The organism is Streptomyces marokkonensis (assembly GCF_008312835.1).
Classification (GTDB): domain Bacteria; phylum Actinomycetota; class Actinomycetes; order Streptomycetales; family Streptomycetaceae; genus Streptomyces; species Streptomyces marokkonensis_A.
In genome coordinates, this window is record NZ_VSKS01000012.1 from 131902 (window position 1) to 151330 (window position 19429).

At 73.7% G+C, this 19429-nt stretch carries 18 protein-coding genes; 6 read left to right on the top strand and 12 right to left on the bottom strand.

The features are described 5' to 3' along the window. Positions 1 to 14 precede the first annotated feature (14 nt). Both F1615_RS21660 and F1615_RS21665 read right to left on the bottom strand, forming a co-directional pair. A complete protein-coding gene (locus F1615_RS21660; protein ID WP_149550688.1) occupies positions 15 to 302 on the bottom strand; it encodes a YiaA/YiaB family inner membrane protein in 288 nt (95 codons plus the stop codon). A 60-nt stretch (positions 303 to 362) separates the two neighbouring features. Then, positions 363 to 1514: an acyl-CoA dehydrogenase family protein gene (locus tag F1615_RS21665; protein ID WP_149550689.1), complete on the bottom strand. Its 1152-nt coding sequence runs from the start codon at positions 1512 to 1514 to the stop codon at positions 363 to 365. Positions 1515 to 1602: 88 nt separating this feature from the next. Between F1615_RS21665 and F1615_RS21670 the strand changes: the two genes are divergently transcribed. From F1615_RS21670 to F1615_RS21680, 3 genes are all read left to right on the top strand, one after another. Beyond that, complete coding sequence (locus tag F1615_RS21670) at positions 1603 to 2244, top strand: TetR/AcrR family transcriptional regulator (RefSeq protein ID WP_149550690.1); 642 nt, start codon at positions 1603 to 1605, stop codon at positions 2242 to 2244. A gap of 58 nt (positions 2245 to 2302) precedes the next feature. Then, positions 2303 to 3013 carry an ArsR/SmtB family transcription factor gene (locus F1615_RS21675; RefSeq protein WP_149550691.1) on the top strand — a complete coding sequence of 237 codons (711 nt, stop codon included), beginning with the start codon at positions 2303 to 2305 and terminating at the stop codon, positions 3011 to 3013. 64 nt (positions 3014 to 3077) lie between these two features. Continuing rightward, positions 3078 to 4058 (top strand): DMT family transporter, encoded by a 981-nt coding sequence (locus tag F1615_RS21680; protein ID WP_388238290.1) that lies wholly within the window; start codon positions 3078 to 3080, stop codon positions 4056 to 4058. Between the two features lie 210 nt (positions 4059 to 4268). Here the strand turns inward: F1615_RS21680 and F1615_RS21685 are convergent, their stop codons facing one another. The 9 genes from F1615_RS21685 to F1615_RS21725 form a co-directional block, all read right to left on the bottom strand. Continuing rightward, on the bottom strand, positions 4269 to 5354 hold the full coding sequence (locus F1615_RS21685; protein WP_149550692.1) for a Zn-dependent alcohol dehydrogenase: 1086 nt from the start codon (positions 5352 to 5354) through the stop codon (positions 4269 to 4271). A 16-nt stretch (positions 5355 to 5370) separates the two neighbouring features. Further along, positions 5371 to 6759: an aldehyde dehydrogenase family protein gene (locus tag F1615_RS21690; protein ID WP_149550693.1), complete on the bottom strand. Its 1389-nt coding sequence runs from the start codon at positions 6757 to 6759 to the stop codon at positions 5371 to 5373. Between the two features lie 105 nt (positions 6760 to 6864). After that, complete coding sequence (locus tag F1615_RS21695; RefSeq protein ID WP_149550694.1) at positions 6865 to 8205, bottom strand: ABC transporter ATP-binding protein; 1341 nt, start codon at positions 8203 to 8205, stop codon at positions 6865 to 6867. 230 nt (positions 8206 to 8435) lie between these two features. After that, positions 8436 to 8627 (bottom strand): hypothetical protein, encoded by a 192-nt coding sequence (locus tag F1615_RS21700; protein ID WP_149550695.1) that lies wholly within the window; start codon positions 8625 to 8627, stop codon positions 8436 to 8438. Positions 8628 to 8729: 102 nt separating this feature from the next. Continuing rightward, positions 8730 to 9959: an MFS transporter gene (locus tag F1615_RS21705; RefSeq protein ID WP_149550696.1), complete on the bottom strand. Its 1230-nt coding sequence runs from the start codon at positions 9957 to 9959 to the stop codon at positions 8730 to 8732. A gap of 31 nt (positions 9960 to 9990) precedes the next feature. Beyond that, on the bottom strand, positions 9991 to 11424 hold the full coding sequence (locus tag F1615_RS21710) for a CitMHS family transporter (protein ID WP_149550697.1): 1434 nt from the start codon (positions 11422 to 11424) through the stop codon (positions 9991 to 9993). Between the two features lie 134 nt (positions 11425 to 11558). Next, positions 11559 to 13823 carry a molybdopterin-dependent oxidoreductase gene (locus F1615_RS21715; protein WP_149550698.1) on the bottom strand — a complete coding sequence of 755 codons (2265 nt, stop codon included), beginning with the start codon at positions 13821 to 13823 and terminating at the stop codon, positions 11559 to 11561. Between the two features lie 91 nt (positions 13824 to 13914). Then, positions 13915 to 14532 (bottom strand): TetR/AcrR family transcriptional regulator, encoded by a 618-nt coding sequence (locus tag F1615_RS21720; RefSeq protein ID WP_149550783.1) that lies wholly within the window; start codon positions 14530 to 14532, stop codon positions 13915 to 13917. Then, a complete protein-coding gene (locus tag F1615_RS21725; protein WP_149550699.1) occupies positions 14532 to 15155 on the bottom strand; it encodes a hypothetical protein in 624 nt (207 codons plus the stop codon). Before F1615_RS21725 ends, F1615_RS21720 begins: the two co-directional genes overlap by 1 nt. A 168-nt stretch (positions 15156 to 15323) precedes the next feature. On the opposite strand from F1615_RS21725, the gene hmgA reads away from it, so the two are divergent. Genes hmgA through F1615_RS21740 form a run of 3 tightly spaced genes read left to right on the top strand, consistent with a single transcriptional unit; the run spans position 15324 to position 18682 of the window. After that, positions 15324 to 16676 carry a homogentisate 1,2-dioxygenase gene (hmgA, locus tag F1615_RS21730; RefSeq protein WP_149550700.1) on the top strand — a complete coding sequence of 451 codons (1353 nt, stop codon included), beginning with the start codon at positions 15324 to 15326 and terminating at the stop codon, positions 16674 to 16676. Between the two features lie 27 nt (positions 16677 to 16703). Further along, positions 16704 to 17453 (top strand): GntR family transcriptional regulator, encoded by a 750-nt coding sequence (locus tag F1615_RS21735; RefSeq protein WP_149550701.1) that lies wholly within the window; start codon positions 16704 to 16706, stop codon positions 17451 to 17453. 26 nt (positions 17454 to 17479) lie between these two features. Beyond that, a complete protein-coding gene (locus F1615_RS21740; RefSeq protein ID WP_149550702.1) occupies positions 17480 to 18682 on the top strand; it encodes a type ISP restriction/modification enzyme in 1203 nt (400 codons plus the stop codon). Between the two features lie 18 nt (positions 18683 to 18700). On the opposite strand, the gene F1615_RS21745 is transcribed toward F1615_RS21740, so the two are convergent. After that, positions 18701 to 19414: a TetR/AcrR family transcriptional regulator gene (locus F1615_RS21745; RefSeq protein ID WP_149550703.1), complete on the bottom strand. Its 714-nt coding sequence runs from the start codon at positions 19412 to 19414 to the stop codon at positions 18701 to 18703. Positions 19415 to 19429: the final 15 nt, after the last annotated feature.

Here is a 19429-nt window from a genome sequence, read left to right on the forward strand (position 1 = left end):
CGCTTAGTGCGCCCTCAGAGCTTCTGCAGCGGGTCGTGCTCGGCGAGGAGCTTCTCCAGGCGGGCCTGGTCCACCCGGTTCACGATCTGCCCGGCCTCCTGGCGGTCGCGGATGACCTTGGCCAGGGTGAAGGCGGAGGTGACGAGGTACAGGACCGCGACGGCCAGGAAGGCGCGGACCCAGGCGTCGGTCTCGAGGTTGAAGATACCGATCGCGGTGGCGCCGAGGGCGACCGCGAAGGAGGCGACGGCCTGCCCGTAGAAGGCGGCCGTACTGTGCTGCTTGACCGGTGTGTCGCTCATGGGGACAAGGATCGGCGGATGTGGCCTCGGCCACATCCGCTCACGTACTCAGGCGCGTACTCAGAAGGCGGAGACGCCGGTCAGGGCGCGGCCGATGACCAGCTTCTGGATCTGGCTGGTGCCCTCGTAGAGGGTCATCACGCGCGCGTCGCGCAGGAGTTTGCCCACCGGGTACTCGTCGATGTAGCCGTACCCGCCGAAGACCTGCAGGGCGTTGTTGGCGGCGCGGACGGCCGCCTCCGAGGCGAAGAGCTTCGCCTTGGAGGACTCGACGGCGAACGGCCGGCCCCGGTCGATCAGGTCGGCGACCCGCCACGTCAGCAGCCGGGCGGCGTCGACGTCCACGGCGATGTCGCTGATCAGCTCCTGGACGAGCTGGTGCCGGGCGATGGGCTTGCCGAACTGTTCCCGCTCGCCCGCGTAGCGCACGGCCGCGTCCAGGGCCGCCTGGGCGATGCCGACGCAGCCGGCCGCGACCGACATCCGGCCCTTGGCGAGGGCGGACATGGCGACGGAGAAGCCCTTGCCCTCCTCACCCAGCATCGCGGAGGCGGGTACGCGCACGCCCTCGAGGACCAGTTCGGCGGTGGCCTGACCGCGCAGGCCGAGCTTGCCGTGCACGGCGCGGCGGGACAGGCCGGGGGTGTCGGTGGGGACGAGGAAGGCGGAGACGCCCTTGTGGCCGGGGGCGCCGGTGGAGCGGGCGAAGAGCAGCACGACGTCGGCCCAGGTGCCGTTGGTGATGAACATCTTCGTGCCGTCGAGGACGTAGTCGCCGCCGTCCCGTACCGCGCGCGTGGTGAGGTTGCCGGCGTCGGAGCCGGTGCCCGGCTCGGTGAGGCCGAAGCAGCCGACGTACTCCCCGGAGGTGAGGCCCGGCAGCCAGGTGCGCCTCTGCTCCTCGCTGCCCCAGGCGGCGACGGTCTTGGCCACCAGGCCGAGGGAGACGGAGACGATGCCGCGCACGGAGGAGTCGCCGCGGCCCAGTTCCTCGGTGACCAGGCAGTACGCCAGGTGGTCGCCGCCGGAGCCGCCGTACTCCTCGTCGATCGTCAGCCCGAGGAAGCCGACCTCGCCGAGCTTCCTCACGATGCCGCGGTCCACCTCCTCCGCACGGTCCCAGGCGGCGGCGCGGGGCACGACCTCGCGCTCCACGAAGTCCCGGGCGAGCCGGCGGACGGCCTCCTGCTCGTCGCTCAGCTCCAGATTCATACCGAGTCACCCCACGTGAGATCAGCCAGGACCGTGCGACGTTAAATTAGCACTGCTAGTTTCCAGTCGCAGCCCTACTATGTGCGCCATGGCCCGACCGCGCAAGCCCTTGCTCAGCACCGCCCGGATCGTCGAGACGGCCCGGGCGCTCGTGGACGCGGAGGGCCTGGCCGCGGTCTCCACGCGCCGGCTCGCCGCGGAACTGGGGGTCAGCGGCCCCTCGCTCTACAACCACTTCCGCACCAAGGACGAGATCCTCGAGGCGGTGGCCGACTCGGTCAGCGCACTGGTCGACCTGTCGATGTTCGAGGACGGCCGGGACTGGCGGACCGCGCTGCACGACTGGGCGGTCTCCTACCGGTCCGCGCTGCGCGACCACCCGAACATCGTCCCGGTCCTGGCCCGTGGTCCGGGCCGCCGCCCCGCGGCGCTGCGGCTGGCCGACGCGGCCTACGGCGCGATGGTCGAGGCGGGCTGGCCGCCCGCGCAGGCCACCTCCATCGGCGCGCTGATGCGGTACTTCATCATGGGCTCCGCGCTCGGCTCGTTCGCGGGCGGCTTCGTGGACGACGCCAGCGCCTACGACCCCGCCGACTACCCGCACCTCGGGCAGGCCCATCTCCTCGCCGAGCAGCAGGAGAAGATCGACGAGCGGGCGTTCGAGACAGGGCTCACCGCCCTGCTCGACGGGCTGGCGCTCCAGTACGAGCAGGTGCGCGGCGGCGCCTAGACGGGCCCTCGGGGACACTTCGGTGAACGCCGAAGTGTCCGTACCGCATGCTGGGGGCATGAACAGGAAGGATCCCCGGGCGGCCGGGCTGGCCCGGCTCGCCGCGCTGATCGCCGACGAGACCCGGGCCGCGTGCCTGCTCGCCCTGCTGGACGGGCGGGCGTGGACGGCGGGCGAGCTGGCCCGGCACTGCGGGGTCGCGGCGTCCACGCTGAGCGAGCACCTCGGCAAGCTCGTCGCGGGCGGTCTGCTGGCCGAGGAACGGCAGGGGCGGCACCGGTACGTACGGCCGGCCGACGCGCGGGTCGCCCAGGTCGTGGAGGACCTGGCCTCGCAGATCGCCCCGGGTGCCGCCGAACCCCCGCGCACCCTGCGGCAGTCGGGCGCCGGTTCCGCCATGGCCCGCGGGCGCACCTGCTACGACCATCTCGCCGGGCGGCTCGGCATCGCCGTCACCGACGCGCTCACCGCTCGGGGGCTGCTGCGCCAGGACACCGGGTTCGCCCTCACCGACGCGGGGCTGCGCTGGTTCGGCACCGCCGGTATCCCCCTCGACCGCCGGGGCCGCCGCCCGCTGGCCCGCGCCTGCCTGGACTGGACCGAACGCCGTCCCCACCTCGCCGGAGTGGCGGGCGCGGCCCTGTGCAGTCACGCCCTGAGGGAGCAGTGGTGCGTACGCATCGGCTCCGAGCGGGCGGTCAAGGTCACGGACGCGGGCGAACGCGCGCTGTCCGCACTCCTGGGCCTCGACGCGGCGGCGCTGCGCTGACCGGCAGGCCCCCGTCCGGAAGCCGCGAGCGTCCCGCCCGCCGGCCCGCCCAGTCCCAGGGAGCATGATGAACGTCCCCTCACGTCCCACCACCCCTCGCGCGGAGGTGCTCGCGGCCGGTGCGGCCGGTGTCACCGTCGTGCTGTGGGCCTCCGCCTTCGTGTCCATCCGCAGTGCGGGGGCCGCGTACTCTCCGGGGGCGCTCGCGCTGGGGCGGCTGCTGGCCGGGGCGCTGACGCTGGGGGCGATCTGTCTGCTGCGGCGGGAAGGGCTCCCGCCCCGGTCGGCGTGGCGGGGGATCCTGATATCGGGGCTGCTGTGGTTCGGGTTCTACATGGTGGCCCTCAACTGGGGCGAGCAGGAGGTCGACGCCGGTACGGCCGCGCTGGTGGTGAACATCGGGCCGGTCCTCATCGCGCTGCTGGGCGCCCGGCTGCTCGGGGACGCGATGCCGCCCCGGCTGCTGGCGGGGATGGCCGTGTCGTTCGCGGGCGCGGTGACCGTGGGCCTGTCGATGTCCGGCGGGGGCGGCTCCTCGGTGCTCGGCGTGGTGCTCTGCCTGCTGGCGGCCGTGGCGTACGCGGCGGGGGTCGTCGCACAGAAGCCGGCGCTGGGCGCGGCGAGTCCGCTGCAGGTGACGGCGTACGGGTGCCTGGTGGGGGCGGTGGCCTGCCTGCCGTTCGCCGGACACCTGGTGCGGGAGGCCGCCGTGGCACCCCTCACCGCGACGCTCAACATGGTCTACCTGGGTGTCTTCCCGACCGCCCTGGCCTTCACGACCTGGGCCTACGCCCTGGCCCGGACGACCGCGAGCCGGATGGGTGCGACGACCTACGCGGTTCCGGCCCTGGTCGTACTGATGTCGTGGCTGGCGCTCGGCGAGGTACCGGGTCCGCTGACCCTGGTGGGCGGCGCGCTGTGTCTCGCGGGTGTGGCGGTGTCGCGGTCCCGGTCGGGGGCGGGGGCGGCCGCCCGGACGGCGGCACCCGCCTCCGGACGGGCGGCCGGAGAGCCGCGGGCCGACCGGACGTCCGGGCCGGCCTGAGGCGGCCGGCGGACACACCGGCACTGCCGCGGGCCTCTCCCCGTCCGGCTCCGCGCCAAGGGCTCACGGGCGCCTTGGTGGCGGACGCCGTCCGGGGACGTGGTCCACGGCTCCGCCGTCCACGGCCCACCGGCTTCCCCGGGTCCCTCGGTGGGCCGGGGAAGCCGGTGGGCCGGGGAAGCCGGTGGGCCGCGGGCGCGGAGGGGTGCGCTAGAAGATCACCAGCGCCCGTCCGCCCTTGCCCGCCAGCATGGCGTCGAAGGCGGCCGGGATGCCCTCGAGGGCGATGCGTTCGGTGACCAGCGCGCCGAGGTCGAGGCGGCCGGCGCGGATGTGTCCGGCGAGGACCGGGAGGTCCCGGGCCGGGTCGGAGTTGCCGTAGACGCAGCCGGAGAGGGTCCGGCCCCAGTGGAAGATCTCCAGGGCGTTGAAGGTGACCTGCTGGTCCTTGCCGCCGATGCCGACGACCGTGGTGCGTCCGCCGCGCCGGGTGGATTCCCAGGCCGTGCGGATCGTGGTCGCGCGGCCGACGCACTCCACCGCCACGTCCACGCCCTGTTTGCCGGTGAGGCCGCGGATCTGCCGGGCGGTGGTGTCGGAGGCGACGAGGTAGTCGGTGGCCCCGGCGGCCCGGGCGAGCTCCTCCTTCTCCGGGGAGACGTCGACCGCGACGATCGTCGACGCGCCCGCGATCCGGGCCGACTGGACCGCGGCGAGGCCCACTCCCCCGATGCCGAACACCGCGACGGTCTCGCCCTGCCGCACCCCGGCGGAGTGGTGGACGGCGCCGTATCCGGTGAGCACCGCGCAGCCCAGCAGGGCGGCGTCGGTGAGCGGGACGCCCTCCGGGGCGGGCAGGACACAGGAGGCGGGCACCACCGTCTCCTCGGCGAACGCCGCGACGTTCAGCCCGGGGTACAGGCCGGTGCCGTCGTCGGCGCGGTGGGCGTGCACCTCGGCGGCGCCGTCCAGGGCGCCCGCGCACAGCCAGACCTCGCCGCGCGCGCAGGCGGGGCAGGTGCCGCAGGACGGGGCCCAGTTGAGGACCACGCCGTCACCGGGCGAGACATGGGTGACGCCCTCGCCGACGGCGACGACGGTCCCGGCTCCCTCGTGGCCGAGGACGGCCGGGACCGGCAGGCGCATGGTGCCGTTGGACAGGGACAGGTCGGAGTGGCAGACGCCCGCGGCGGCGAGCCGGACGCGGACCCGTCCGGGGCCCGGCTCGGGCAGGTCGATCCCGGTGATCTCCAACGGGGCACCGACGGCGGGCAGAACGGCGGCACGTACGGCCATGGCGATGACGACTCCCCTAGAACTGGAGGGACTTGGTCTGAAGGTACTCGGTCAGGCCGTGGGCGCCGAGTTCGCGGCCCACGCCCGACTGCTTGTAGCCGCCGAAGGGCGCGAGCGGATTGAAGCGGCCGCCGTTGATGTCGACCTGGCCGGTGTCCATGCGGCGCGCGAAGGCCACCGCCTCCGCCTCGTCACCGGCCCAGACGGCACCGGCGAGGCCGTAGACGGTGCCGTTGGCGAGGCGCAGGGCGTCCTCCTCGTCGTCGTAGCGCAGGACGGACAGGACGGGACCGAAGATCTCCTCCTGCGCGATGGTCATCTCCGGGGTGACGTCGGCGAAGACGGTCGGGCTGACCCAGTAGCCCTTCTCCCGCGGGGCCCCGGGGCCGCCCGCGACCAGGCGGGCGCCCTCGGCGACGCCCTTCTCGATGTAGCCGCGCACCCGGTCCCGCTGCCGGGCGTTGACGACGGGGCCGATGCGGTCGCCGTACTTGGCGGCGGCCGCGGCGGCGAGTTCCACGGCCTCGTCGTACTGCTCGCGGTGGACGAGCATGCGGGTCCAGGCGCTGCACGTCTGGCCGGAGTTGGACATCACGTTGGCGACGCCGACGTTGACGGCACGGGCCAGGTCGGCGCTCGGCAGGATGACGTTGGCGGACTTGCCGCCGAGTTCGAGGGCGACCTTCTTCACCATGCCCGTGGCGATCGCGCCGATGCGGCGGCCGACGGCGGTGGAGCCGGTGAAGGAGACGAGGTCGACGTCCGGGTGCTCGGCGAGGGCCTGGCCGGCCACCGGGCCGAGGCCGGTGACGAGGTTGAACACACCGGCCGGGACGCCGGCCTCGTGCACGGCCTCCGCGAAGAGCCGGGCGACCAGCGGGGTGTCCTCGGCGGGCTTGACGACGAGGGTGCAGCCGGCCGCGAGGGCGGGGGCGGTCTTGGCGACGATCTGGTGGAGGGGGTAGTTCCAGGGGGTGATCGCGCCGACCACACCCACCGGTTCGTGGAGGACGGTCGAGTTGCCCACCCGCTCCTCGAAGGCGTACGTGGCCGCCAGCTCGGCGTACGAGCCCGCGACCGCGACCGGCATGCCGGCGTGGACGGTCTGCGAGAGCTTCAGGGGCGAGCCGAGTTCGGCGGTGACCGTCCCGGCGATCTCGTCCTGCCGGGCGGTCAGCACGTCCCGGAGGGCGGCGAGACGCGCGGCGCGCTCGGCGGGCGGGGTGGCCGCCCAGGCCGGGAGGGCGGCGCGCGCGGCGCGCACCGCGGCGTCGACGTCCTCCACGGTGCCCGCGGGGACGGTGGCGATCACCTGCTCGTCGGCCGGGTTCACCACCTCGATCACGTCCCGTCCGGCGGCGGGGCGCCAGGCGCCGTCGATGTACATGCCGTCGTATGCCTTCATCGCGCTTCCTCCGGGGCGGGCGTCGGGGTACGACTGCTCACGTCGTCCGGCCCCTAAACTAGCGATGATAGTTTTCCGGCGCCAGGGGGTGCACGCGCGCCGGTGTCACTCCTCCAGGCCGGGCAGCCGTTCCGGGTTCGGGCAGATCCGCTCGCCGTGCTGGTCGAAGACGAACAGGTGGGCGAGATCGACCAGGAGCGGTACCTGCATGCCGTGCCGCAGCCGGATGTCCGGTGTGGTGCGCACGATGAGGTCACCGGCGACACGCGGTTCGGCCGGGGCGGGTGCCGGGTCCGGCCGGCCGGGCCCGGCCGGCGTCACCACGGGCCCGGCGCGCAGCGCGCCCGCCCGTTCCCGCAGGCGCTCAAGGACCGTGCCCTCGCGCCGACGGCGCCGGGCCGGGCGGTCGGGTCCCGGCCGGGGAGCCTCCAGCTCGGGCACGACGGCGGGACGGGAGCCGGTGTTGAAGTGGACCAGCACCTCGTGGCCCTGGAACTCCAGATGCTCCACCAGGCCGGTGAGGGCCACCTCACCGGGCCGGGCGGCGGACGGCTTGGCGATCCGTACGGCCTCCGAGCGCAGACCCACGATGACCTCGCGGCCCTGCTGCACCCGCAGCAACTGGTGGTCCAGGGACAGCGGTTCGGGCAGCCGCAGGAACTGCTTGCCCAGGCTGATGGTCATGGCCCCGTCCAGCGGGGCGCGCACCAGACCGCGCAGCAGGTTGATGCGCGGGGTGCCGATGAACGCGGCGACGAAGACGTTGTTCGGCAGCGAGTACACCGTGCGCGGGGTCCCGACCTGCTGCAGGACACCCCCGCGCAGGACGGCCACCCGGTCCCCGAGCGACATCGCCTCGGACTGGTCGTGCGTGACGTAGACGGTGGTGACGCCCAGTTCGCGGGTGAGCTGGGAGATCTCGGCGCGCAGATGGTTGCGGAGTTTGGCGTCGAGGTTGGACAGCGGCTCGTCCATCAGGAAGGCGGAGGGGTGGCGGGCGATGGCCCGGCCCATGGCGACCCGCTGGCGTTCACCGCCGGAGAGCTGGGCGGGGAAGCGGTCGAGGAGGTCCTCGATGCCGAGCATGCGGGCGGTGGCGGCCACCCGGGGGGCGGGGTCGGTGCCGGGAGACTCGATGCGCAGCGGGAAACCGATGTTGTCGCGGCTGGTCATGCTCGGGTACAGGGCGAAGTTCTGGAACACCATCGCCATGTCCCGGTCGGACGGCGGCAGGTCGTTGCCGTACTCGCCGTCGAGGAACAGCAGGCCCTCGTCGATGTCCTCCAGTCCGGCGATCATCCTGAGCACGGTGGACTTGCCGCAGCCCGAGGGGCCGAGCAGGACGAGGAATTCCCCCGGCGCGATGTCCAGCGACAGCCGGTCCACCACGCGGGCGCCTCGGGTGTATGCCTTGCTCACGTCGTGCAGGGTGATGGCGCGTGTCATGAGGGGGCCCCCGGGGGCTCATCAGGGCGCTGGTGCTCCGCGGTCGGACGCCCCGTGCGGGTCGTACGGGGCGTGTGAGTCACGGAAGCTAACGGAATGTAGGCGGCCGGGGGAAGACGCCGGACGGGATCTCGGCGCTTCGTCCGATCCGTGAGAAAGCGGACGTCCGGAATCAGGAAGCGGACGTCCGGATTCGGTGCGCGGGACGGCCGGCCGCCACGTGTTCCGCGTCAGTCGTCCCCGCTGTCGGAGCCGTTCGCGGAGCCGCCGCGCGGACGGCCCGCCCGGAGCAGTTCACCCGCCGCCAGGGTGGCCCTCGCGGCACCGCGCGCCCAGCGCGGGCCGCCCCGCGCGGCCCAGACCACGCAGGCGCATCCCCCGACGACGACGACAAGAACAGCGGACAGGACAAGAAGAAGCATGAGGTCCCCCCTCGTGGGCGCAGGGCACCCGGTCCCCGGTGCGCTGCCCGGACCGGTGTGTGATCCCGCCATCCTGCCGTACGGGACCGCCCCCGGGACCGTTCAGCGGGTCGTACGGCACCGGGGGCGGCCCCGGGTCCCGTTCCGGCCGGGCGGCCGGTCCTCCGCGGGGCCGCAGGGAGTGCGCAGGGCGACGCCCGAGGACAGCAGGAGCAGCGCGCCCAGCGTCACGAACGGCGCCGCCGCGCCCGCGACCCCGGCGATCAGGCCCGCCGCAGCGGGCGCCGCGACCTGCCCCAGACGGTTGCCGGTCAGGCGCAGGGCGAGGGCCGTGGAGCGGGCCCCGCCGGGAGCGGCCCGGACGACCGTCGTCATGGAGAGCGGCTGGCCGACGCCCAGGCAGAAGCCCAGGGCCGCCAGGTCGAGCGCCAGCGCCCAGACCGGCACCGGCAGCGCGACGCCCGCGCACAGCAGCGCCGCCAGCAGACAGGTGAGCGTCAGCAGCGCCGTGCGGCCGAGCAGCCGCAGCAGGGGTGTGAGCACCAGCCGGCAGGCGATCGTGGCCGCCGCGCGCAGGCTCAGCAGCAGGCCGATGACGGCCGGGTCGATGCCCCGGTGCTCGCCGAGCACCGGGAGGTAGGCGGTGAGGACGTCGGTCGCGGACAGCACCGCCAGGCTGACGAGGATGCCCGCGGGGACGCCCCGGGCGCGCAGGATGCCGCGCACCGGTACCCGTTCGCCCGGCGCCGTACGGGACGCCGGGACCGCCGGGAGCTCCGTGCGCCACAGGGAGGTGAGGGCGAGCGCCCCGCCCGCTCCCGCCGCCAGCAGGGCGAGCGCACTGGTACGGGCCATGTCGGCGCCGATCAGCGCGCCCGCCGCGATGGGCCCGGCCAGCTGCCCGAGCGAGGCGCCGATCGTGAAGTGGCCGAAGTTGCGGTCCTGTTCGCCGGGTGCGGACTGGCGCGCGACGAGCGACTGCGCGCCGATGACGAAGCAGAGATGGCCGAGGCCCGTCACCCCGCTCCACAGGGCGATCGACCACAACGAGCCGGCGATGCCGCTCAGCGCGCAGCCGCCGGATATGAGCACCACGCCGGCCGGCAGCAGGGGCGCGCAGCGGCCGCGGTCGGTGCGCCGGCCGAGCGGTACGGCGGCGAACAGCGGGAGCAGCGCGTACACGCCCGCGATCACACCCACCGCCCGCTCGTCCGCGCCCAGTGCCAGCGCCCGGTAGGAGACGGCGGGCCGGGCCATCGACACCGCCCCCTGGGCGAAGCCGAAGGCGATGACGAGGCGGAGCAGCCAGCCGCGGTCCCCACCGGGCGCCATGACCGGGTCCTTCCCTTCAGGTGTGCGGGGCTCAGACGATGCCGAACAGGAAGCCGGCCCCGAGGATCAGCAGGCAGGTCAGGGCCGCCCACTTCACCACGAACCGCGTGTGGTCGCCGAACTCCACCTTGGCCATGCCCACCAGGACGTACACCGCGGGGACGAGCGGGCTGGACATGTGCAGCGGCTGGCCGACGAGGGAGGCACGGGCCATCTCCAGCGGGGAGACGCCGTGCGCCGCTCCGGCCTCGGCGAGCACGGGCAGGACACCGAAGTAGAAGCCGTCGTTGGACATGAAGTACGTCAGCGGCAGGCTCAGCACCCCGGTGACCAGGGCCATGTGCGGGCCCAAGCCGCCGGGGACGACGTCCACGAGCCACGTGGCCATGCTGTCGACCATCCCGGTGCCCTGGAGGACGCCGGTGAACACGGCGGCGGCGAAGACCATGCCGGAGACGTTGAGGACGTTGTCGGCGTGGGCCGCGATACGGGCCTTCTGGTCGGGGATGTGGGGGAAGTTGACGGAGAGCGCGAGCGCGGCGCCGAGCAGGAACAGCACCGGGATCGGCAGCCACTCCATGATCATGGCGGTGAGCAGGGAGACGGTGAGCAGCGCGTTGAACCAGTAGAGCTTCGGGCGCAGGGTGGGGCGGTTCGGGTCGAGGCCCTGGAAGTCGGCGTCGTCCTCCGCGTCGTCCTCCGCGTCGTCCTCCGCGCCGGCGTCCGGGCCGTCGCCGGAGCCGCCGGTGAGCCGGGCGCCCGTGCCGGCGCCGCCGGCGGAACCCGCGCCGACCAGCACGGTCTCCGTCTCCTCGGCCTCCTCCTTCACCGGCGTCCGGTCCAGCGTCAGCGCGCCGAGCCGCCTGCGCTCCCGCAGGCCCAGCACGTACGCCAGGACGAAGACGCCGAGCAGCCCGACCAGCAGGGCGGGGATCATGGGGACGAAGATGTCACTGGCGTCGAGCTTCAGCGCGGTCGCGGCACGGGCCGTCGGGCCGCCCCAGGGAAGGGTGTTCATCACGCCGTTGGCCATGGCGGCGACGCCGGTCATCACCACCAGGCTCATCTTCAGGCGCTTGTACAGCGGGTACATCGCGGACACGGTGATCATGAAGGTGGTGGATCCGTCGCCGTCCAGCGACACGATCGCGGCGAGCACCGCGGTGCCGACGACGATCCGCATCGGGTCCGCCTTGCAGAACCTGAGGATCCCGCGGACGATCGGGTCGAAGAGTCCGACGTCGATCATCACACCGAAGTAGACGATCGCGAACATGAGCATCGCCGCGGTGGGGGCGAGGCTGGACACGCCGTCGATGACGTAGTCACCGAGGTGCGCGCCCTTGCCGACGAACACGCAGAACAGCGCGGGGATCAGCACGAGCGCCGCGATCGGCGACATCTTCTTCATCATGATCAGGACCAGGAAGGTCGCGATCATGGCGAAGCCGAGGATGGTCAGCATGAGTGGATACCTAACGTTCGCCCTTGAACATCCCACCAGGGCCGGCGGTGCGACGACGTTAGGTGCGGCAAAGCCGCGTCAGCAAGACGTTGACCCGCGAGCAATAAGCGCAAAACCCCAGGTCACAGCTTTGCTCAGGTCAGAGCGTCGAACGTTTCGGTCACGACGGCGGCCACCGGGGCCACCTCGACGGGCACTCCGTTCAGCACGGCGTTGCCCGACAGCGGGTCCAGGAGGCTGCCGTCGAGGAGCTGGTTGACGTTGGCGCCGGGATCGGCCGCGGCGTGCCGGAGGCGGGTGCCGGGGCGGTCGTGCCCCCAGCCGTGCGGCAGGCTCACCACCCCGCGGCGTACGGCGTCGGTTACCTCCGCGGGGGCGGTCACCTCTCCCCCGGCGCCCTTGATGCGTACCGGCTGCCCGTCCCGCACGCCGAGGCGTTCGGCGTCGTCGGGGTGGAGGTGGAGGGTGCAGCGGTTGGAACCGCCGGTGAGGGCGGGCACGTTGTGCATCCAGCTGTTGTTGGAGCGCAGATGGCGGCGGCCGACGAGGACGAGCCCGTCGGGGCGTTCGTCCAGGGCGGCGCGCAGCCGGGGGAGGTCGGCGGCGATCGGCTCCGGCAGCAGCTCGACCTGTCCGCTGCGGGTCTTCAGCGGCTGGGGCAGCCGCGGGCGCAGGGGGCCGAGGTCGATGCCGTGCGGGTGGGCGAGCAGCCTGTCCAGGGTGAGTCCGTCCGGGTCGGCGCCGAAGCCGTCGCCGTAGGGGCCGAGACGCAGCATCATGTCGAGGCGCCGTTCGGGGCCGTTCTCGCCGGTGAGCAGGCCGGCGAGCTCCTGCGGGTCGCGGCCGTGCACCGGGGAGTGCGGGTCCCGGACCGCCTTGCCGAGGGTCTGGTCGATCACCATGGCGTCCACGGCGGCGGGGTCGGCGCCGTGCATGCCGGTGGCGGCCAGGACGAGCCGGGCCAGGATCTCGGTCTCGGCCATGCGGCCGGGCTCCAGGGGGACGGCGGGGCGGGTGTAGCGGACCTGGTTGCGCACGGCGAGGGTGTTGAAGGCGAAGTCGTGGTGCGGGCTCTGCGCGGGCGGGGGCGGCGGCAGGACGACGTCCGCGTGGCGTGAGGTCTCGTTGAGGTACGGGTCGACGCTCACCATGAAGTCCAGCGAGCCGAGCGCCTTGTCGAGCCGCTCGCCGTCCGGGGCGGAGAGCACCGGGTTGGCGGCGACGGCGATCAGGGCGCGGACCGGCTCTCCCTCGTCGGTGGGGGTGTCGATCTCCTCGGCGAGCGCGGACAGCGGCAGTTCGCCCTTGGCCTCGGGGTGCCGGCGCACCCGGGAGTGCCAGCGTCCGAGGGCGAAACCGCGGCCGGGTCCGGCGGGGCGGGGCGTCCTGTCGGTGGCGGCCTGCGGGAAGAGGGCGCCGCCGGGCCGGTCGAGGTTGCCGGTGAGGACGTTGAGGACGTCGACGAGCCAGCTCGCGAGGGTGCCGTGCGGGACGGTGCAGCTGCCGATGCGGCCGTAGACGGCGGCGGTGGGGGCGGCGGCGAGTTCGCGGGCCAGGGTGCGGATGCCGGCGGCGTCGATGTCGCAGGCGCCGGACACCGCTTCGGGCGTGAAGTCGGCCAGTGCCGCGGCGAGTTCGCGCTGGCCCCGGATGTGCGGCGCCCGCTCGCCGAGGTCGGCGAGGCCCTCGTCGAACAGGGTGTGCGCCATCGCGGCGAGGAGCAGCGCGTCGGTGCCGGGGCGGATGGCGAGGTGCCGGTCGGCGAGGCGGGCGGTGCGGGTGCGGCGGGGGTCGATGACGGTGAGGGTGCCGCCGCGGGCCCTGAGCGCCTTCAGCCGGCCGGGGAAGTCGGGGGCGGTGCACAGACTCCCGTTGGACTCCAGGGGGTTGGCGCCGATCAGCAGGAGGTGGTCGGTGCGGTCGAGGTCGGGCACGGGGATGAGGTTCGCGTCGCCGAAGAGCAGTCCGCTGGAGACGTGCTTGGGCATCTGGTCGACGGTGGAGGCGGTGAACAGGCTGCGGGTGCCGAGCCCGCCGATCAGCACGGGCGGGTAGAGGGCGCCGGCCACGGTGTGGACGTTGGGGTTGCCGAGGACGACGCCGACGGCGTGCGGTCCGTGCCGTTCGGCGACGGGCCGTATCCCCGCGGCCACGGCGTCGAACGCCTCCTCCCAGGTCGCCTCGCGCAGCTCGCCGTCGACGCGGACGAGCGGGGCGCGCAGCCGGTCGGGGTCGGAGTCCACGGCGCCGAAGGCGGCGCCCTTGGGGCAGATGAATCCCTTGCTGAACACGTCGTCGCGGTCGCCGCGGGCGCCGGTGACCCGGCCGTCCTCGATGGTGAGGGTCAGGCCGCAGGTGGCCTCGCACAGGGGGCAGACACGAAGGGCGGTGCGGGACACGGGTCCTCCCGGGTACGGCGGCGGTGACGCGCGGACGGGCCGAGCATACCGACCGGTACGCATGGAGGGGAGGGGGTGCCGCGGGCGGGTCTCAGTCCAGCACCTGGGCGAGATAGGCGCGCAGCATCCCGCGCAGTTCGCCGATGACCTTCTCGTCCCCCTCGGGCGCCATCCGGAACGCCAGGTGGATGAGGGCGTCGGCGGTCTCGACGGCGACGAGGAAGGTGCGGCGCAGGTCCTCGTCGGCCTCGCGGCCGAGATAGGCGGAGAGCAGGTCGGTGAGACGGTCGGCGACCCGGCGGTTGGGTTCGGCCCGGAGGGTGCCGACCGGTATCTGGTTGCCGAAGTCGACGAGGGAGAAGCCGGGGGCGGTGCGCTTCATGTCCAGGTACGCGTCGAGCACGACGTCCATGGCGTGCCGCCAGCCCTGGTCGCCCGCGGCCCCGAGGCGTTCGCCGACCCGTTCGGTGAAGCGCTCGAGATTGCGCTGGGCCAGGGCGTCGGCCATCTGGCGTTTGTTGCCGAAGAAGCGGTAGACGGAGCCGATGGGCACACCGGCGCGCTCCGCGACGGCCCGGGTGCTCAGGTCGTCGTATCCGGCCTCGTCGAGGAGTTCGGCGCAGGCGTCGAGGATTCTGGCCAGCCGTTCGGCGCTGCGCCGCTGCACGGGCGCTCTGCGGAGCGATGTCGCGTGAGGCACGGGCCTCATCATGCCCGCTCGGCACCGTCCGGTGAACCTCGCCCTCCGCTACGGTGGCGGCCGCCCGCCCCGTGTCCCGGTCCGCCGGGGACGGCCGCCCCGGCGAGGGGCTCCGCCCCGGGGTCCGCGCTCGGCTCCCGCTCCGACACCGTGATGTCGGCCGTGCTCTCGACGGGCTCGCCGTCCACGGCCCACGCCGAGCCGTCGTCGGCGTAGAGGCGCACGGTGATCTGGTGCGTGCCGCGCGGGACCATGCTGCCCGGGAGGTGGTACTCGGGGGTGCGCAGCAGGGCGACGCGGCGGCCGTTCACCTCGAGGTGGGCCAGTCCGCGGCCGGCCGCCGCCCGCTTGCCCGTGCCGTCCGGCGAGAAGCGGAAGTTGCGCACCCGCAGCCGTACGTCCCAGCCGCCGTCCGAGTCGGGCGCGACCTCGACGCCGACCTCGGGCGCGGTCCGCCCGTCCACCTCGCGCAGGGGGCGCCCGTCCTCGTCCCGCTCGTCGAGGAGCCGGCCGACGGGCGAGGACGGCACCTCGTCCCGCCCCCGGGCGGCACGTGAGTCACAGCCCGCGGACCCGGCCGCCAGGACGACACAGACCGCGAGCGCGGTGAGGGTGCTCCGCCTCCACGTCATGCCGGGGAGCGTAGAACAGGGGTGCGAGCCCGCGGATCCACCTGAAGTCGGGTTCCGTGTCCTCCGCCGAGAGGAGGAGCGCCACCGGGATCGCGCGGCCCCCTTGCGCCGGGGAAAACGCAATCCTACGGTGTCCCATAGGAATCGGATCGCAAGGGAGCAGCGAACATGACCGATGGGGGCACCGCCCGCGCGAGCGCGTCCGAGCGAGAGGGAGCGCGCAAGGCCGCGGAAGCACTGGAACACCTCACCGGCTTCGGCAACGAGCACAGCTCCGAGGCGATCCCGGGCGCCCTGCCCGAGGGCCGCAACTCGCCGCAGCGCGCCCCGCTCGGGCTGTACGCGGAGCAGCTGAGCGGTTCGGCGTTCACCGAGCCGCGGGCGGAGAACCGCCGCTCCTGGCTGTACCGGATCCGCCCGTCGGCCGCCCACCCGGCGTTCACCCGCACGGGCAACGGCGCCCTGCGCACCGCGCCCTTCACCCAGACGGTCCCCGATCCCAACCGGCTGCGCTGGAACCCGCTGCCCGGCCCGGCCGAGGGCACCGACTTCCTGGCCGGGCTGTGGACCCTGGGGGGCAACGGCGATGTCACCCAGCGCACCGGAATGGCCGTGCACCTGTACCACGCCACCGCCTCGATGGACCGCGTGTTCAGCGACGCCGACGGTGAGCTGCTGATCGTCCCCGAGCGCGGTGGTCTGCTGCTGCGCACGGAGTTCGGGTTGCTGCATGTCGAGCCGGGACACATCGCGCTGATTCCTCGTGGGGTCCGGTTCCGTGTGGATCTCCTGGACGAGTCCGCCCGCGGCTACGTGTGCGAGAACTACGGGGCGCCGTTCCGTCTCCCCGACCTCGGCCCGATCGGCGCCAACGGCCTGGCCAACGCCCGTGACTTCCGGGCGCCCGTCGCCGCCTTCGAGGACGTCGAGGGCCCGGTGGAGGTGGTGAACAAGTTCTGCGGCAACCTCTGGTCGGCGACCTATGACCACTCCCCGCTCGATGTCGTCGCCTGGCATGGCAACCATGTGCCGTACGCCTACGATCTGCGCCGCTTCAATGTGATGGGCACCATCTCCTACGACCACCCGGACCCGTCGATCTTCACGGTGCTGACGTCTCCGAGCGACACCCCCGGGCTGGCCGGGGTGGACTTCGTGGTCTTCGCCCCGCGCTGGCTGGTGGGCGAGGACACCTTCCGCCCGCCGTACTTCCACCGGAACGTGATGAGCGAGTACATGGGCCTGATCGAGGGCGCGTACGACGCGAAGGCGGAGGGCTTCGTACCGGGCGGGGGCTCGCTGCACAACATGATGTCGGCGCACGGCCCGGACCGGGAGACGTTCGAGAAGGCGAGCGCCGCGGAGCTGCGCCCGCAGAAGATCGACGACGGTCTGGCCTTCATGTTCGAGACCCGCTGGCCGGTGTCCCTGACCCCCCAGGCGGCCCGGGCCGAGCACCTGCAACAGGGCTACGACGACGTGTGGCAGGGGCTCGAGCGTCACTTCCGGCCGTTGCACTGAACGTTCTCGGACCGGTACGGATAGCCCGTGACCTCCTTCGCTCCGGATTCGATCGTCCTGAACCGCAAGTTGCCGCTCTGGTACCAGGTGTCGCAGTCGCTGCGCGCCTCGATCCTCGGCCGCTCGCCCCAGGACCCCCTGCGCCTGCCCACCGAGGAACAGCTGGCCGGCCACTACGGGGTGAGTGTGCTGACCATGCGGCAGGCGCTGAAGGAGCTGGAGGACGAGGGGCTGATCAGCCGCCACCGCCGGCGCGGCACCTTCATCGAGCCCGGTGCCCGGCGGGGCGCCCCGGTGCGGCTGCTGGGCTCGGTGGACGCCATCGTGGCCCAGCAGTCCGGGATGACGACCGAACTGCTGGAACACGGTCCGTCGCCGGTGCCCGCCGAGATCGCCGAGTACTTCCCGGACCTGTCCGAGGCGGCGGCGTACCACCGGCTGCGCAGCGACGAGAAGACGGGCGAGCCGACCAACCACGCACGCAACTGGGTCCGCCCCGAGCTCGCCGCCCGCATCGACCTGGACGACCTGGTGCGGTGGCCGATGACCAAGGTGCTGCGGGACGTGGTCGGGGCGGACATCAGCCGGATCACGGACACGGTCGAGGCGCGGCTCGCGGACCCGGAGACGGCCCGCCTGCTCCGGGTCCCGCTGCTCAGCCCGATCCTGCACTACACGGGGGTCACCTACGACACCGGCGGCCGTCCCCTGGACGTGGCCGTCATCAACTACCGGGGCGACCGCTTCTCCTTCACGGTGACCCTGGACGCCACCTGATCCGCCCGTCCCCCACAGGTCGTACGATGCCCAGCGTGACGCACGACGACGCTCCGCTGCTGGCGGACCTCATGCCGTGGTCCGTCGCACCGCCGCGGCTCGGCCGGGGCTGGCCGGCGGCCCCCGACGCGGCGTCCCTGAAGGCCCGTTGGGACGCCCTGGTGAAGGCCGGGGGGCCGGACCGCGAGGCCCTGTTCCAGCCGACCCGTTCCCGGACCCCGCACTCGGCCGTCGGGCAGCTGCCGGGGCGGAGCGGCGGCACCGGGAAGCTGGCCCGCGCCACCGGCCCGTGCCCGGAGCCGGTACGGGTGCTGTACGCCCCGTTCGACGAGCAGTGGCTGATCCCCGACCAGCGGCTGATCGACGCGGCCCGCCCGGAGTTGTGGCGGGTGGCGGACGAGCGGCAGGTCTTCGTCGTGGAGACGGGCACCGCGCGCGGAGGTCCCGCCGCCGACGGCTCCGCCGGCCCGCCCCTGCTCGCCACCTCCCTGCTGCCCGTGCTCCGCGCGGGGCGCGTCCGCCCGCTGTACCGCCGGCCGGGCGCCGCGGAGCCCAACCTGGCCCCGGGCCTGACGGACCACCTCGCCTTCCGGCTCGGCCGCGACACCTCCCCCGTGGACGTCCTCGCCTGGGCGACGGCCGTGGCACGGCCCACGCCCGGGGGCCTCGCGGTGCCGCTCACCGGCGACGCGGACGCGTGGGAGCGGGGCGTGGCCGTGGGCCGCCGGATGCTGTGGCTGATGCGGCGCGACGGGGAACGCCCGAAGCTGCCGGGCGGACGCCGCCCCTACGTCCGTGCCCCGCTGCCCTCCCGCCCGCCGGCCGTGCGCTACGACCGGGACGAGGAGGTCCTGCTGCTCGACGAGGGCCGCATCTCCCCCGTGCCGCCCGGGGCCTGGGACTTCGAGGCCGGCGGTGTCCGGGTGCTGGAACAGTGGTTCGCGGCCCGCACGGAGCCGGGCGAGCCGGGCACACTGGCAGCGATCCGGCCCGCCGTCTGGCCACAGGCCTGGACCTCGGAGCTCCTGGAGCTCATCACGGTCCTCGCCCTGCTGGCCGAACTGCGCCCGCGGTGGGAGGCGTTGACGGACCCGGCGGTCCCCGACCCGGTCACGCCGGCCGAGCTGCGCGAGGCCGGCGTGCTCCCGGTACCGTCCTCGGCGCGCCGCCCCGCATCCGTGCTGGACGCCCGCGAGGAGGGCCCGGAGGGCCAGCTCGCCCTCATCTGACGTCCGCCGGGAGCGGGTTCAGCGGCGGGGGCCGAAGCCGTCCAGCATCCTGCCGAGCGCCCGCTCGAACACCGCCTCCAGGTCGATCGGCCCCGCGTCCTCCGCGAAGGCCGCCGCCATCCTCGGGTACTCGCCGGTCGCGATCCGGCCGCCGAGGTAGGCGATCCGTATCGCGTTCTCCCGCTCCTGCGACCAGGGCAGCGAGCGGGTGCGCTCGTCGGTGGCCAGCTCGTTGGTGACGTACGTCGTCACGATGCCGTTGAGCATCGCGATCAGCTCCAGCTTCGTGCCGTAGGGCTCGGGGAGCGGGTCCAGGCAGGCCAGACAGTGCTCGAGATAGCGCAGGGCGTTGGGGCTGAAGCCGTAGACCGGCGACATCAGCCGCGGCAGCCACGGATGGCGGTGCATCAGCGCGCGGGTCTGGTGCGCCACCCTGAGCATGTCGGCACGCCAGTCGCCGCTGGGTTCCCACAGCTCGTGCTCGCCGCCGGCCGCGTCCACCATCAGCTCGTACAGGTCCTCCTTGCGGGGGACGTAGTTGTAGAGCGACATGGTGCCGCAGCCCAGTTCGGCGGCGACGCGGCGCATGGAGACCGCGTCCAGGCCCTCGGCGTCGGCGATCCGGACGGCCGCCGCCGCGATGTCGGCGCGGGTGTACGCCGGTCTCGGTCCACGGCCGGTGCGCTCGGGGCGCGCCCAGATCACTTCGGGTTCGGCCGCTCGGCCCGCCATCGGTCATCACCTCCC

Excerpts from the sequence above, each read along its gene's own strand:
- F1615_RS21660 (WP_149550688.1), bottom strand. The coding sequence starts at position 302 with ATGAGCGACACACCGGTCAAGCAGCACAGTACGGCCGCCTTCTACGGG.
- F1615_RS21665 (WP_149550689.1), bottom strand. The coding sequence starts at position 1,514 with ATGAATCTGGAGCTGAGCGACGAGCAGGAGGCCGTCCGCCGGCTCGCC.
- F1615_RS21670 (WP_149550690.1), top strand. The coding sequence starts at position 1,603 with ATGGCCCGACCGCGCAAGCCCTTGCTCAGCACCGCCCGGATCGTCGAG.
- F1615_RS21675 (WP_149550691.1), top strand. The coding sequence starts at position 2,303 with ATGAACAGGAAGGATCCCCGGGCGGCCGGGCTGGCCCGGCTCGCCGCG.
- F1615_RS21680 (WP_388238290.1), top strand. The coding sequence starts at position 3,078 with ATGATGAACGTCCCCTCACGTCCCACCACCCCTCGCGCGGAGGTGCTC.
- F1615_RS21685 (WP_149550692.1), bottom strand. The coding sequence starts at position 5,354 with ATGGCCGTACGTGCCGCCGTTCTGCCCGCCGTCGGTGCCCCGTTGGAG.
- F1615_RS21690 (WP_149550693.1), bottom strand. The coding sequence starts at position 6,759 with ATGAAGGCATACGACGGCATGTACATCGACGGCGCCTGGCGCCCCGCC.
- F1615_RS21695 (WP_149550694.1), bottom strand. The coding sequence starts at position 8,205 with ATGACACGCGCCATCACCCTGCACGACGTGAGCAAGGCATACACCCGA.
- F1615_RS21700 (WP_149550695.1), bottom strand. The coding sequence starts at position 8,627 with ATGCTTCTTCTTGTCCTGTCCGCTGTTCTTGTCGTCGTCGTCGGGGGA.
- F1615_RS21705 (WP_149550696.1), bottom strand. The coding sequence starts at position 9,959 with ATGGCGCCCGGTGGGGACCGCGGCTGGCTGCTCCGCCTCGTCATCGCC.
- F1615_RS21710 (WP_149550697.1), bottom strand. The coding sequence starts at position 11,424 with ATGCTGACCATCCTCGGCTTCGCCATGATCGCGACCTTCCTGGTCCTG.
- F1615_RS21720 (WP_149550783.1), bottom strand. The coding sequence starts at position 14,532 with ATGAGGCCCGTGCCTCACGCGACATCGCTCCGCAGAGCGCCCGTGCAG.
- F1615_RS21725 (WP_149550699.1), bottom strand. The coding sequence starts at position 15,155 with ATGACGTGGAGGCGGAGCACCCTCACCGCGCTCGCGGTCTGTGTCGTC.
- hmgA (WP_149550700.1), top strand. The coding sequence starts at position 15,324 with ATGACCGATGGGGGCACCGCCCGCGCGAGCGCGTCCGAGCGAGAGGGA.
- F1615_RS21740 (WP_149550702.1), top strand. The coding sequence starts at position 17,480 with ATGCCCAGCGTGACGCACGACGACGCTCCGCTGCTGGCGGACCTCATG.
- F1615_RS21745 (WP_149550703.1), bottom strand. The coding sequence starts at position 19,414 with ATGGCGGGCCGAGCGGCCGAACCCGAAGTGATCTGGGCGCGCCCCGAG.